This window comes from Streptomyces sp. NPDC052023 (genome assembly GCF_044548465.1).
Taxonomy (GTDB): domain Bacteria; phylum Actinomycetota; class Actinomycetes; order Streptomycetales; family Streptomycetaceae; genus Streptomyces.
Map to the genome: position 1 here is coordinate 24,493 of NZ_JBIUBW010000031.1, position 13,480 is coordinate 37,972.

Sequence of the window (13,480 nt, forward strand, 5' to 3'; positions counted from 1 at the left end):
CCGGCCGCAGCGCACGGGGGACGCGGCGTCCAGGAGGACTGTCCGCCAACGTACCGCGCCATCCGACCTCCTATCGCATACATCGGGGAATCAGATCACGCATCGGGCGCAGCGCGAGCTCGTACCGTCTGGCCGGCGGGAGGGCGGGTCAGCTCGCGGCCGCAGTGTGCAGCGGGTGCACGGTCTGTCCGAGCCTCTCGGACAACAGGCCGTGTTCGACATCGGGATCCGAAGGCGCAGCGAAGGGTGGGTACGCAGCCCGCGCGTGGTCACCCAGACGCAGGGCAGGAAGGAGTGAGCGCGCTCGCGGTCCAGGTCCTCGCGCCACATGTCGGCCACGGCGGTCCGGCCGCGGGTGCTCAGCGCATGTTCGCTGCCTCGTCGATGCGCCAGACCGCCTCGCGGACCTTCGATTCGAGATCCTCGAACTCGTCCTCAAGTGCCGCGAGCTCGGCGAAGAGCGTGTGCTTGTCGTCCATGTCTTCCATCGCTGTGGCCCGCTCGATCCAGGACTTCACGTCCGCCATCGTGAGGGGATACTTCCGGCTCCGCAGCACCTCGTTGTTGAAGATCGCTTCGATGTCTCCGTCTTCGATCTGCATGATGCGAATCGCGTCGCCCGGGGCCGCGCCATTGACGCTGTTCTCCTCCACGTAGGCGAGTCCCGACTCAAGATCGTCGAGGCGTCCAAGAAGATGGTCGACCAGCGCGGTCCTCACCGCTGCCAGGTCAAGGCCAACTTCCTCCCTTAGCTGTTTCGCTGCCCGATGGGACACCTCGAAGGGGTCATGGTGGCCGGGGCGGGTGTCCTGGAAGCGTGCCAGCTCAGGGCCCAGGGCGCCGTCACCGATCAGCACTCCCGGTTCGTACAGGTCGAGGACGGTGCATGCCGCATCGAAGTAGATCAGGACTGCCGGACGGATCACTTCAACGCGGTGCTGGTCGCGGTGGTAGGTCTCGTTCCGGTAGTCGTGCAGCTTCTTCAGCACCGGCGCGATGCTGCCAGGTAGCCTCGTCCGCTCGACGAGGAAGTCGATCTTGTCTCCGAAGTTGTCGTTGATCTTCTTGCGTTTCCTTTTCGAGGTCACCATCGCTTCGAGCTTCTTGATCTCTGAGCTGAGCTGATCGTCGCTTGGCCCTGTGGCGAACCGGCGGTGCAGGGGGTTGTCGCTCTTGCGCATCGCTTCGATCCGACGGAGGTTCTGAAGCTGATCGAAGTAGTAGCGCTCGCCGTCGAGTTCGGCTTCGACCATGCGGTGCATGATCAGTTCGACGGCGCTGTCGAGCAGGATGTGAGCCAGCCGCAGCTGTGGGACCCGTCCGACCTCGATGAGGCGCTTGACCTCTTCGAATTGCACGACTACCAGTTCGAGGCGTTTCATCGGCCTGCCTTCCGCTTTCCGCCCGGCTCGCGGCCGAGGACTCATCACCGTAGTGAGCGGGCAACACGGCCAGCACCTGAGTTTCTGAGGGTCGTGCCGACCCTGGCAGCGCACGGACTCGAATCGCTGCCCAAAGCGTCACATGCGCCTCATCTCCAAGGCCTTGCACGGCGGCTCGACGACTGGCCTCCCGGTCGGCGACGTCGTCATGCGGTCGGCGACCGTCCGCTGCTCCGTGCGGACTAACGGCGCAGCCTGCCAGGCGAGGCAGGCCACGACGGCGACGGCCGGCAGCGCTCCAGCTGCCACTCTGCCCTGCTCTGCTCGGGTCGCCGGCGCCGATCTCGACGAGCCATCATAGGAGAAGCGGCGTCAGGGCGAGCGCTGACCACCGGGCCCGGCGGATAGCTGACTGCGCGCGACGTCAGGGCAGCGCAGGGAGGTCTTCTCCAGTCATGGGGATCATCATGCCCCCGGCACGGCACGACCAGCAGTCAGGTGCTGGAGGCCTCGGTCGATCCGATGCCGGAGGCGATGAGGTTGAAGACCCGCTCGTCTCCTCGGACGTCTTCCAGAATCGGCGTCCACAGGCTCCTACGCCCCTCGCCGAGGTGACTCGTGAGGGTGTAGAGCTCGACGAGGTAGCCGGGCATGGCACGCCCCCAGCACTGGTCGTTGTCGTTCCACTCCGTAAGGACTTGCTCCAACTCCGGCAAGGTCAGGAAGCCTGCGCACGGAAGGACGGCCTTCTCCGCAACTTCCTGCCCGCGGTCAAAGGAGCCCACGTCCTTGAGGAGGGCCGGGAGGAACGGCGTGAAGTAGGGGTCGGGGCGCTGCGCGATGATGTCTGCGCGGGGGATGTACCAGAGCTTGGAGAACGCTTCGATGAGCGCGGGGAGCGTCGCCCGGAGCTCGGGGTGGGCGACCAGGGCCAGGGCCTGGGCCTCGGCGGTGGTGATCTCTTTGTACGGCGCCCGGTTCCCGATCGTCTCGATCTTCGCGTTCAGGAGATTGCGCACGGGAGTGCCCAGGGAGGCCCAGAAGGCGGGGAGGTCGCCGAGCCGACCGAGTGCCTGAAGTTGGATGGAGGGTTCGGCCGTCTCGAGGCGGGCCATTTGCTTGGCGACGGCCTTCTTGACGAGGTCGGCATCGCGTTCGGCGAAGCTGCGCAGGCACTTGGCCATCCGGTCGGCGAACTTCTCCGGTTTGATTTTGATCGCGGGGTCTTCGATCGCGAGGACAGCGAACTTGGCCGCGGCCTCGACGACCTTGGACCTGGCGCTGGGACGAACGCGGTCGAAAAAGGTGTGAGTGAGGTACTCAGTGTCGTAGACGAAACCGGGGTCTACGACGTGCTTGAGGAAGCTGCCGACGATCTTGCGGCCCCGGCTCGGAGGATGGATGAGAACGGCCTCCAGCGCGGCCACGAGGTGGGCGCGGGCGTACTCCATCGTCGGCTCGTAGAGCTCGCCGAGGGGACGGATGGACGGATGTGCACACAGGTGGCGGTCGTCGCGGATCCGCTCCAACTGCTTGCGCTGGGTGAAGTCGATCAGCTCGAGCTTCTCCGCCGTGTCGAGCAGAGTCTTCTCCAGGGCGAGCATGATCGGAATCGCTTCGGACTCCGCACTGCCCTGCGCTCGCTCCACATCGGCAACCAGGTCCTTCGCGTGGCTCTCGCCCTCCTCATGGAGGATCTGGGCCTTGGCGATGAGGTCGGCGCAGACAGCTGTCCAGGTCAGGACGATCGCGCCGCGGGCCGAGCCGGAGACGTAGCACCGGTACGCCTCGCTGACGAGGGGACGCAGGTCCGGATTGAACACGCGGTTCACGCGCTCTTCAAGGTCGATCATGTTGCCCCTCCGGCGCGCGCCCGTCCCACTTGCCCCCCCGGAATGATCTCACCACCGCTCCGGTCCCGGGCCGACGTCCCCATTTGCTATGCACTGGTACCAGCACATAGCTACAGTTGCTGGCATGGGAAAGCAGACGAACATCCGCCTGGATGAAGAGGTCAAAGCAGCCGCCGAGGACCGGGCCAAGCGCCGGGGCCTGAGCTTGCAGGGGTACGTGGCCGACCTGATCGAGGCGGACGTGAATCAGTCCCGCGCGGCCTTCATGGCCGGCGCCGCATCGTTCCTGGCCGCGTACACGGACGTGTTCGATGCGGAAGTCGGTGAGGACCGGTACCCCGGCCTCCCGGACACTCCGGCGGAGACGGCACCGAGGGACGCCGCGTGAACCTCCGCATCGACCTCGCGTGGATCCTGGCAGTGGCGCAGCAGATTCCGGGGGATCCGCAGGTTGTCGACTACGGCGTCCCCGTCGCGGCGGAGGCACGTCACCGGGCGGAGATCCTTGACCGCGAGGTCTACCCCGAGCCTCATCACAAGGCTGCGGCGCTGCTGTGCGAGCTGGCGAGAAACCCGAGCCTGGAGATGCGGAATCTGCTGTTCGCGGCCACGGTGACCGCGGCCTACCTGTCGGCGTGCGGGATGCCGGTGGGCCCTGGCCTGGACACCGTTCTCCCGCTGGCCCGCGCCGCCCGGGACGGTCTACCGGTGCGGGAGGTCGCCGCTCAGATCAAGACCTGGACGAGCTGATCGAGCAGGCTCTTCACGCGGTCCGTATCGAGTCAGGGATCCAGGTCATCAACGAGCGTCGGCCGGCCATCCGTATCGGTGAGGCGTGCCGTCAGACCCAGCAGGGCCATCACGGCGATGGAGCCCAGCAGGATGGCCAGCCACCCCACAGTCCACGAAGTGATACGAAGGCGGATCACAAGGGGCGTGAGGAGCAGCATGACGACGACCGCGCCCGACATGAGAAACCATGAGCCCTTCATGATCACCGTTCCGCTGGGGTGTCCGCGTCGTGCACAGCGCGGACGGCGCGGGTTGCGGCGGGGAAGTCAGGGTGGCTCTTCCACTGGTCGGCCATGGCCATGAGCGCGTTGAGAAGGCGGCGGGCCTCGTCGGTGTTGCCCGCGTGAACCGCAGTAGCGAACTCCTGGCTGAGTTCGTGGGCGTCGCGCCAGGACTGGACGTACGCGTCGTGGCCATCCGGGTGTTGTTCGTCCCGGAGATCGTCCTGTCGGTCGCGAACGAACTGGTAGACGCCCACACCGGCCTGCAGATCCAACATTCTCCTCCTCACCGGCGCCGCGAGCGGTCCGTGCCTTGCCCATTCTCCTCTACGCCTGGCATCGCACCTTCCAACCGCCAGCCGACGTAACCGGTTTCGCTGCCAGCAGCCGCGTTGGCCGAACGGAGACCGACGAGTCACTCCGGGCCGGCCGTGATACGGGCCTGGTCGGCAATCGCCTCTGCGGCACCCAGGGTTTCCAGGGCGGAGTCGGCATTCTTCGAATCTCCGTTGCTTGCGGACGCTCGCGCAAGCAGGTGCGCAGCACGTCGGCAGGGGTCGGCCTCGAAGGGTCGCAGAACCGGCTGCAGGCGATCTTGCGCAGTGCCGAGGAGGGTGCACCAGTCGTCGTGGCCATCGGGCCAAACGCCGCACAGCGGGCCGATCCAGCGGTCGAAGTGGCCGGAGAGCTGGGAATGGGTGGCGTCGCGGAGCATGGTCGCCCTTCGGGGCGTGGGGGCAGGAACTGTTCACCAGCGCCGTAGGTCTTTGCGTAGCTGTTCGTACCAGCTGCGGCGATGCCGGTCGGCGCCGGAGGGCTCGGGGCCGAGGGCGACAACCTGGTCGGTGATGTCGTAGGTGAGGCGGTAGAGCAGGACGCGGGTGGCGGTCTCCAGCCACTGGTCCGTTGCTCGGGCGGGTGGTGCTGCTCCGAGGACGGTAACGAACCAGGCGGGCAGCAGTGCGCGGCTGCTGACGGCGTCGGCCAGGCGGCTGCGCAAAGCCATCGTGAGGCGCTTTTCAGCGCGGTCGCCAGCCGACATCGCCGGCTGTTTGTCCGCGCGGGTCGAGGAGTCGTCCGCCAGGGCGGTCGCGGACGCCTCTGCATGTGGGGCCTGCCGGGCAAGGTCCTGGCGAAGTCTTGCCTCGTCGGCGATTGCGGCGCGGAGCCGACCCGCAGCCTCGGAATGACCGGTGGTGCCGTAGCGGCTGGCTGTGACTGCGCCGATAGCGTCGACGACTGCTGCGAGTGCTGTCCGGTGCCTGTCGGCTGTTTCCCGGTGGTGCCGGACGCGCACCTGGTGGGTGTGGCGGTCGTGGTCGCCCAGGAGCGCCCGGCTCCGGGTGCCGGGGCGCGTCCTTGAGGAGCACGGCTGTGGTGTGCCGCCCGGTGCGGGCCTTCTCGCGTGCGTCGGCCGTGAGCGTGTCGTGCACGATTGCGGCGACCACCCAAGCGGCCAGGGGCGCGGTGATGGCCACCGTGACGGCGAGTATGAGGCCGATCCATGCCTGGAGCAGGTCGCTTGTGCGGCACAGCGGGTTGCGCCGCCACCGCCACCAGCGGATGGCGTGTATGGGCGGCGGCTGGGCTCGCAGGATCGGGTCGGGCACGTCGCCTCCAGCCACGAAGGTGTGGGGATCGGACAGTTCGTAAGCGCCTCGTCGAGGCCAGTACCGCTAGGAGCGGGATCCACAGAGGGCCCCAGTGAGGGGTGATGCTGGGCTGAGCGCCGCGCCTGGGCTGCTCCGTGCACGGCGGCGGTGTGCGGCTGGGGCGCCGGCTGTACCGGGGCGTGCAGTTGCGCGGAGAGTCGGTACACAAGCTCCGGGAGCCGGACCCAGGTCCGCCAGGGCGCTCTCCTCCAGGCCGCGGATGGTGGGCGCCGAGGTCGATCACGAGCAGCGGGCGAAACGGCTCGGCGCCTGTAGCAAAGGCGATGGCCATGACGCTGTCCTTCGCCGGCACGGTGCGCGGGCGCAGCACCTGAAGGACGCCCACGGCGGTGGTGTCATGCTGCCGGCCGCTGACCACCGGCATGATGCAAGCGATGACAGGCTGCACGTTCTTCGGGATGCGGTCGGCAAGCATGCGGGACAGCATCCGCGCGGCGCCGGCCGGCTCGACGACGATGCCGCACTGAACGGGGTCTGCGTTGTCCGGGCCGGTGACAGCGGGCACGTCGAGGATGCCGTGGCGGTCGGCCGTCCAGGCGCGGGTGCGGGCGCTGCCGGGGTCGATGGCGATCGCAGGGCAGGGTCGGCAGGCCGGCCATGGCCGACGGCGAACAGTGGCGATCACGACCGGACCTCCCTCACCTGGTGGCAGCGCCCGCAGTAGCGGGCCTGCGGCACGATGCGCAGCCGCGCCGGCTGCACGGGGTACTGGCACTGCTGGCAGATGCCATACGTGCCCTGATCCATGCGCTCAAGGGCGGCTTCAACGTCGGCGAGGACCATGCGGGCTGAAGCGCACAGCTTGATGTGGACTTCCAGATGGGACACCGCGGCCTGTTCGCGGGCGCGCTGGGCGCGGGCGGGAGTGCCCTGCCACAGCTGCGCGAGCTGGTCCAGGCGAAAGGCGCGCTGCTCGTTGAGGTTCTCCCGCAGCCCGGCCAGTTGGGCGGCACTCAGGCCCGCATTGGTGCCGGGGCCGACGACCTGCTGGGTCACGACATCACCTCCAGGGATGCGGCAGCGGGCGGGGCACACGGAGGACCCGGACCGCGGCCGGAGCGGGACGGACACGACGGCGCGGGGCTGTGGCAGGGGCAGGGCCGCGCGACATCAGCCGGCGCGCTGCTGGCAGGGCACACAGCACCGCACGTACGGCAGAATCTCCAGCTGCTCCAGAGGGCTGGGCCTGGTGCGCCCCTGGCAGATGCCGTACGTGCCCTCCTGAAGCCGGGCGAAGGCGGCGTCGACGTCCTCCATTGCCCGTTCGATCGCGCCCCTCGGCATGACCTGTGGATCATCGGCCTTCGGAGCACTGTCGGAGGCTTCGCCGACGGCCTGCATCTGGGCGGGGGAGGGGCGCTGCGTTTCCCGCAGCCGCCGTGCCTCGCGCACACTGAGGCTTTCGACAGCAGAGCCGAGGCGGGCAGCGGAGTCCAGCGACATCACGTAACAGTCCCTTCCCACAACAGCCGAGCAGGGAGACCACCGAGTTCACGTGTACTCTCCCCTTCGCCTTCCACCTTCACCGCCCCGGGCAGCGGACGGCTATCGGGCGCGCACCCCATTTCGGTGGGGACGCAGAGTGCAGACGGCTCGGCTGTGTGCCGGGACAGCGCGGTCCGGACGGGGGTGGAACCGATCGACCTGCCGCGCCGAACAGGTCAAGGGCGGGTCGCTGACGAAAGGCGAGAGACAGCCGACCGCGGCACAGGCCCGCTGCGTCGCACCGAACGCTGCAGCACTCCTCGGCGCGGACGGCCGAGCCCCCCGTGCTCGGCCGTCGACAAGCCGTACGAAGTCGACAACCCTCGGGACGCCCTCTTACCTCCACTCGAACTAAGCTGCCCCGCAGGCGCTTTCCTGTTCGATCCAGTCCTGGAGACCGGGCTGCGACGATGCGGGACACGGTCTCGATGAGGCCAAAACTGAAACCACGTCCTGTCTGCACTTGGGGCACAGGCAGCAGAACTGGTCAGGCTCGCTTGCGCAACCGTCGCCTTCACCGAGACATCGCGACGAAATGCGCGAATATGAATGAAGAGGCTGTTTCGGTATGTGCCAGGGAGCCACAGATGGACGCCTCGGATGAATTTCTTCGATGGGCTGGCCCGTCGGCTCTGCTGACTTTGGACGGTGTCATCACCCGTCTCAACCGGCAGCTCGCGGACATCGTGGCTGCCGTCCTTGTGCGCGCACAGCAACGGCACGTGACCGGCGCTGGTCATGAAAGGATCGAGTCATGGCACGACCTTCCCGTTACCCGCTTGAGCTCCGCCGTCGTGCGGTGCGCATAACGAGATCCTCAAGGCCGCGGCAAGTTTCTTCGCGGCCGAGCTCGACCGGCCACACACACGCTCGTAGCGCTGGTGATCCACTGCGCGGTCGCGTACGCCTGCTCGATCGCTACGGGGTAGTGGGCTACACGTCGTTCAGGCTCGCCGAGCATCTGGACGCCGCCGGCATAGCCGCGTCCATCGGCTCGGTCGGCGACGCCTACGACAACGCCCTGATGGAATCGGCGAGGTGACGACTGCAGATCCGGGATCAAGGTCGATGTCTCGGTCGGGCAGGTGTGGTTCGATTGCATCGAGAACCTCTGGTGCCCGGTACAAGCCGGCGTGGAAGAGTCGTTTCGCGAGCTTATGGTTGGCCGAGGGGTACTACCAGGTTGCCACGGACGTTCCCTCATGGACGGGGCCGCGAGACACCAGCAGGGAAGTCCGAGGACCGCGGCGGCCGTGATCGGCCTCATGAGGATGCGGGCTGAAGAAGGAGAACGCCGAACTCAAGCGAGCCTGCCTTGAGCTGGGCAGACTCCTCCGTCGTCGTCTGGCGATGCCGTGCTCGACACGGATACGCCGGGAGGAGTGGGCCTTGCGCTGCCGCTCGCGCATCTCCCCGTACCAGTCGGGGCGTTCGCTGCGGAACTGGGTGAAGCAGCACGAGATCGACGCGGGCCAGCGCCCGGGGGTTCAAAGCTTGATCCATGGCGCGCATGCTGCCAGGTAGCGGCCGCCGTGTTCAAGGGTGAGGCCGCGCAGTGATCGTGCCTGGCGTGCTGGGCCAGGCCGCAGTCGGCAGCTGCCGAAGCACGCGGCCCCGCCCGTCCAGTGGGCAATAGAAAGTTACTGAGGTTGTTCAGCACTATAGCGAGGGCGGCCTGATCGACCGCTTCCTGTGCCGAGTCCAATGCCTCCTCGTGATTGTCTGTTAGGGTATCCGCTCCAGGCGCTGAATCCAGCCCGCGAAAGCGTTGACATCAGACGTCGCCTTGTCACTGGGAATCCCTCTGTGTACTCCCATCGACCTGCCTGCACATCGTGGACGGTGGGCACCGATCGTGCGGACGGGGCGGCCAGTCGTTTCTTGTGGGCGTAGTAGGTGGAAGGGGCGATCTTTGGCGCGCAGCGGCGAGGCCGTGATCTCGTTGCGCTGCTCGTGGTCGGGATTTCTGTGATTATCGCCTCCTTTAGTAGCCCCATCTGTGCCTGAATCGAGTCTCCATTCGAACCGGGGCGGTTCACATTTCGTGTAGGTGCCGAAGCCTCCCTGAGAGCACGGCGCAAGTTGTCGTGGCAGGCCCGCCCACCGATGGAGCGCCTGACACCTTCCTGCTGCCGTGTGCAGGCGAACGAGCGTGGTCACTGCCGTGGGCAGGTCAGGGGCCGGTTTCGCCGACCAGGGGTACCTGTGCCGGGTTGACGTCGGTGCGGAGGCGGTGGGCCCGGACCGGGTGGCGCCACTGTCCTGCGGCGTCGCGGGCGACGTCGACGGGGACTTCCATCACGATGTCGGGCTGCACCAGCTGCACATCGAGAGTCTCCCGCGTCCCCCACCCCACGCTGAACGTCCAACCCATCCAGGGATGGGCGCCCGCGGACGCGGTCAGTACACCGGCCAGGGCACGGCCGGCGGGCTGGGTCAGGGTGGTGCTGCGCCCGGTGTACTGCAGGCGGCCGTGGGTGTCGTAGCGGCCCAGCAGCACCGTCCGCGGGCCGGTAAGAGCGCCGGTGACGGCGCCGATGATGGCCTCGGTAGTGACCCGCACCTACTGGCGAAGAGGCAGTATTCGATTCATGCACTATTCGCGCAGCAGTCCGCGGCAGATGGTGCGCATAGCCCGCCGTATCACCGATGCGGGAGCTACTGGCGAGCCTTCCTGGGCCGCCAGACCGTGTACGGCACCATCGCGTCCTCCCACCGGACGCGGGCCAGCCACTCGTTCGCCGCCGCCGGGCCGCCGAGGCCTGAAGGGATTAGCCAACAGCGTCAGATCACTGCGAGGGCCCTGCGGCTGCTTCCGGAGTGCCGTCGTGACAGTCCAGCCGAGGCCGGCGGCGCGGGCGACTGTGCGACCGTCGCGTGCGCAGAATGGCGATCTTTCGTCTGTCTCACGGGAGTTGCGCGTGATCGGGTTGCGTCGAACATCCGTACCGTGGAGGATCGTTGAGACGCACACGCATAACGGCGGCACTGCGCTGCATGACAGCCAGTGCCGTCCTTGCTGTTCTGGCCGGGGCAGGAACGGCTTCCGCCGCCGGCTCACCGAAGGGGCCTGATCCGCTGGCCGCGCCGCCGAAGGTCCATGGACCGGAAGCGGAGATGTCCATCATGGCGGGGTCGCGTCCGGTGTCGGGCAAGAACCCATCGGCCGGGCCGCAGTTCACCAAGAGCGGCGACAAGTGGCGGGTCATCGCACCCGAGGTTGTGCTGCGCAATACGGTGACTGACGCGGATGGCGAGAAGTCGACCCTTACGTTTGAGGTGTGGACGGCCAAGGCCGACGGCACGCCGGGCACCAAGGTCAAGCTGACCGATGCCAACCCGTACGGGGTGCTGGTCTCCCCGTACGTCGCCTCTGGCAGCACCGCGAAGGTACAGGTGGAGTACGGGCGGCTGAAGCCCCGCACGGACTACCTGGTGCACACCAACGCCTACGACGGCAGCCTGTACGAGACGACCTGGTCGCCGTGGGCGAAGTTCCGTATCGAGCCGTACGTGACGTTCCCCGTCGCGCAGTCGGCGTCGGGGATCGACTCGACCGCGCAGACCACGGTGGAGTTCACCCGCACCGACCCGGACGGATCCGCCACTGCGTCGTCTACGGCGGACGCGCAGTCGTCGCCGACGCTGGCGGACTTCGACAAGGACGACTGTTCCAAGGACAAGGCCGACCGTACGGTGTGCTTCCGTATGGTCAAGCGGGACAAGGCCAAGTCCGTGCAGGCCCCGCCGAAGCCCGGCAAGACCCGGGAGACGAAGCAGACGTTTACCGCGAAGTCAGCGGAGTCCGCGGGGATCATGTCGACGCCGGGCGGTAACGACGCGGTCGACCTGGTCGACTGGTGCACCAACGCCGCTGAGGGTCTGGACTACATGAACCGCACCGAAGCCTGCCTGAAGACCCTGGGCGAAGGCGAGCTGTGGTTCTTCGACGCGGATCCGAAGAAGCCGGCCATCGGACGGGGCACGTTCCTGTTCGAGCAGCGCATGAAGACCTACCGCAACAAGACCGAATCCGGCAGCGACTTCGCCGAATTTGATCAACAACTCGTGATCGCCCCCACCTACATCGACCCGGCGCTGGAAGGCGTCACCATGCGGTGGGACATCGACTCCTCGTGTTCGGCGTGCGACGTGGCGCCGATCAAGTGGACCGACGACGGCGCCAACCCGGTCGACGGCGCGCACTGGGACTACGACCCGGCCCAGGACTACCGCAGCATGTGGGGCACCGTGGTGACCAGGTGGCTCGGCACCGGCAAGGAGCAGATCGATCTGGACTGGTCGATCACCGCGACCGTCGATGCCAGCAACTCCGTCGATGCGACGGCGGACTTCGGCAGCAGCGGTGTCGCCTCCGTACGCGAGCTCGCGCCGCGGTGCGACGACATCACCCGCGGGGCGGTCACCCCCGGCTGCGTACTGCCGTTCTACAAGCCGACGTTCACCGTCGACACCAACCTCTACCCGGCCGCTGGCGCGTACTACTGGCTGATGCAGGAGAGGATGCCCGACCACGCAGGCTCCAAGAAGTGGGACAGCCTGGCGCACTACCTGGGCCCGGAGACCACGGTGAAGAACCCGTCCACCGGGGCGGCCTGGTCGTCCGACGACAGCCGCAAGGTCGTCTGCCCCACCATATGGACCAAGCACCCCGCCGACAGCATCGTGGGCTCCACCGACTGTGACGAGTACGCGCCGGCCTCCACGCACGAGTCCGGCGGGTTCCCCGGCGGGGTCAACCAGGTCACCGACGGCAGCAAGTGCGCCCAGCTGTACACGGACTGGGTATTCAACGGGGTGGGCGACGGATCGACGTCGTTCGGTCTGCTCGCCGACACCCGTGTCGCGACCAACGGACCCACAGGCACGGAGCGCTGCGGCCGTGCGGCAATCGACTCCGATCAGAACCAGGGCGCATTCCACAAGTTGCAGCCGTCGATCTGGCGGCTGACCGACGGGGACGGGTTCTTCATCGACACCCCCGGGTTCAACCATTGCTCGGGTGTGGCGGTGACCTGCACCTGGCGCAAGGTCTAAGCACCACCTGACCTCAAGCACCACGAAGGGGCGGACAGGCCGTTGCCTGTCCGCCCCTTCGCTGTTGTCCGGGTCAGCCGGTGAATGGCTGCCACAGGATCGCCCAGCCCTCGTCAGACGGGGGACCCCACACCAGCCTCCCCCCGATCAGGCCGGGCTTGCAGCCCAGGCCCAGCTGCGGATTCTCCAGCCTGTCGGCGATCTCCTCCAGCAGCATCGTCACCGACTTGTCCTCGACGGTGCGCACGGCCGTGTCGTCCCAGTGCCCGACCTCGCCCGTCTCCGCGTCGACGAACAGGCCGTAGCTGGTGTCGGTCACCGACCACGAGCAGAACGGGATCCAGGACGGCTTCCACATCCACGACTCCTCATCGTCGTGGTCCTGCTGCCAGCGCGACTGCCGACAGTAGACCGCACGAACCGATTCCAACGGCATCAACGCCCACCCGTGATCGGGGAAGAAGCCTGCCCCCGGGATGTCCTGGTTGCCCGCGCACAGCAGCCACAGCGCCCGCAGTTCCACCGGCACGCGTACGCCCAGCTGTTGCTCCAGGGCGTCGATTTCCTGCCCGGCCGCGGCGGGCAGGAGCGCCGCGTGCGAGGCCGGCGCGTTCTGCTCAAGCCATGCGGTGATGCGCTGCCATGCCTCGGTCACCTGCCGTGCGGCGATCTGCTCCAGACGCGGATCGGGGGGCGGGGTGGTGGCCTGGCCGTCGTCGGTCTTACTGGTGGCGGGGAGCGGTCCGGTGGCTTCGACGTCACGGATCTGGAGCTGCCCCTCCGCCGTCAGGGGCGGGCCGTAGGCGTAGCGCACGGTGAGGGGCGGGCAGTCATCGAAGGTGTCGCCGTCGATCGTCGCAGCGTACAGGCCGAGCCTGCCGGTGCGCTTGCCCAGATGGGGGTCGTCGGCCAGCTGCCGGGCGAGGACCTTGACCGCGTATGAGACACCGTCTCCGAGGTGGGCGCAGAGGTCGCGTATGTGGTCGGGTATGTCCACGGTCACGGTCACGGTTCTG

General features: G+C 67.5%; 13 protein-coding genes. 3 read left to right on the plus strand and 10 right to left on the minus strand.

Annotated elements, in window-relative coordinates; translation table 11 throughout:
- Positions 1–359: 359 nt before the first annotated feature.
- Together ACIHCM_RS35395 and ACIHCM_RS35400 are read right to left on the minus strand one after the other, a co-directional pair.
- Positions 360–1,382, minus strand: coding sequence for a hypothetical protein (locus ACIHCM_RS35395; protein WP_399905472.1), 1,023 nt, complete (start codon positions 1,380–1,382; stop codon positions 360–362).
- A 494-nt stretch (positions 1,383–1,876) separates the two neighbouring features.
- Positions 1,877–3,235: a hypothetical protein gene (locus tag ACIHCM_RS35400; RefSeq protein WP_399905475.1), complete on the minus strand. Its 1,359-nt coding sequence runs from the start codon at positions 3,233–3,235 to the stop codon at positions 1,877–1,879.
- 124 nt (positions 3,236–3,359) lie between these two features.
- Here ACIHCM_RS35400 and ACIHCM_RS35405 point away from each other — a divergent pair, with 124 nt between their 5' ends.
- Both ACIHCM_RS35405 and ACIHCM_RS35410 read left to right on the plus strand, forming a co-directional pair.
- Entirely contained in the window at positions 3,360–3,623 is a 264-nt protein-coding gene (locus tag ACIHCM_RS35405) for a hypothetical protein (protein ID WP_381490899.1), read from the plus strand.
- Positions 3,620–3,985: a hypothetical protein gene (locus tag ACIHCM_RS35410; RefSeq protein WP_145830443.1), complete on the plus strand. Its 366-nt coding sequence runs from the start codon at positions 3,620–3,622 to the stop codon at positions 3,983–3,985. The genes ACIHCM_RS35405 and ACIHCM_RS35410 overlap by 4 nt, the downstream gene beginning before the upstream one ends.
- Positions 3,986–4,017: 32 nt before the next feature.
- On the opposite strand, the gene ACIHCM_RS35415 is transcribed toward ACIHCM_RS35410, so the two are convergent.
- The 7 genes from ACIHCM_RS35415 to ACIHCM_RS35445 all read right to left on the minus strand — a co-directional run bounded on the left by ACIHCM_RS35415 (position 4,018) and on the right by ACIHCM_RS35445 (position 9,969).
- Positions 4,018–4,227, minus strand: coding sequence for a hypothetical protein (locus tag ACIHCM_RS35415; RefSeq protein ID WP_399905479.1), 210 nt, complete (start codon positions 4,225–4,227; stop codon positions 4,018–4,020).
- Positions 4,228–4,229: 2 nt separating this feature from the next.
- Positions 4,230–4,526, minus strand: a complete 297-nt coding sequence (locus ACIHCM_RS35420) for a hypothetical protein (RefSeq protein ID WP_356691400.1) — start codon at positions 4,524–4,526, stop codon at positions 4,230–4,232.
- 137 nt (positions 4,527–4,663) lie between these two features.
- Entirely contained in the window at positions 4,664–4,963 is a 300-nt protein-coding gene (locus tag ACIHCM_RS35425) for a hypothetical protein (RefSeq protein WP_399905483.1), read from the minus strand.
- Between the two features lie 33 nt (positions 4,964–4,996).
- On the minus strand, positions 4,997–5,254 hold the full coding sequence (locus tag ACIHCM_RS35430; RefSeq protein WP_399905486.1) for a hypothetical protein: 258 nt from the start codon (positions 5,252–5,254) through the stop codon (positions 4,997–4,999).
- A 1,288-nt stretch (positions 5,255–6,542) separates the two neighbouring features.
- Positions 6,543–6,917 carry a TraR/DksA family transcriptional regulator gene (locus tag ACIHCM_RS35435; RefSeq protein ID WP_399905489.1) on the minus strand — a complete coding sequence of 125 codons (375 nt, stop codon included), beginning with the start codon at positions 6,915–6,917 and terminating at the stop codon, positions 6,543–6,545.
- 114 nt (positions 6,918–7,031) lie between these two features.
- Positions 7,032–7,364, minus strand: coding sequence for a molecular chaperone DnaK (locus ACIHCM_RS35440; RefSeq protein ID WP_399905492.1), 333 nt, complete (start codon positions 7,362–7,364; stop codon positions 7,032–7,034).
- A gap of 2,215 nt (positions 7,365–9,579) precedes the next feature.
- Positions 9,580–9,969, minus strand: a complete 390-nt coding sequence (locus tag ACIHCM_RS35445) for a hypothetical protein (RefSeq protein ID WP_399905494.1) — start codon at positions 9,967–9,969, stop codon at positions 9,580–9,582.
- A 563-nt stretch (positions 9,970–10,532) separates the two neighbouring features.
- Here ACIHCM_RS35445 and ACIHCM_RS35450 point away from each other — a divergent pair.
- Entirely contained in the window at positions 10,533–12,464 is a 1,932-nt protein-coding gene (locus ACIHCM_RS35450) for a hypothetical protein (protein WP_399905497.1), read from the plus strand.
- Positions 12,465–12,537: 73 nt separating this feature from the next.
- Here the strand turns inward: ACIHCM_RS35450 and ACIHCM_RS35455 are convergent, their stop codons facing one another.
- Positions 12,538–13,473, minus strand: a complete 936-nt coding sequence (locus ACIHCM_RS35455; protein WP_399905501.1) for an SMI1/KNR4 family protein — start codon at positions 13,471–13,473, stop codon at positions 12,538–12,540.
- Positions 13,474–13,480: the final 7 nt, after the last annotated feature.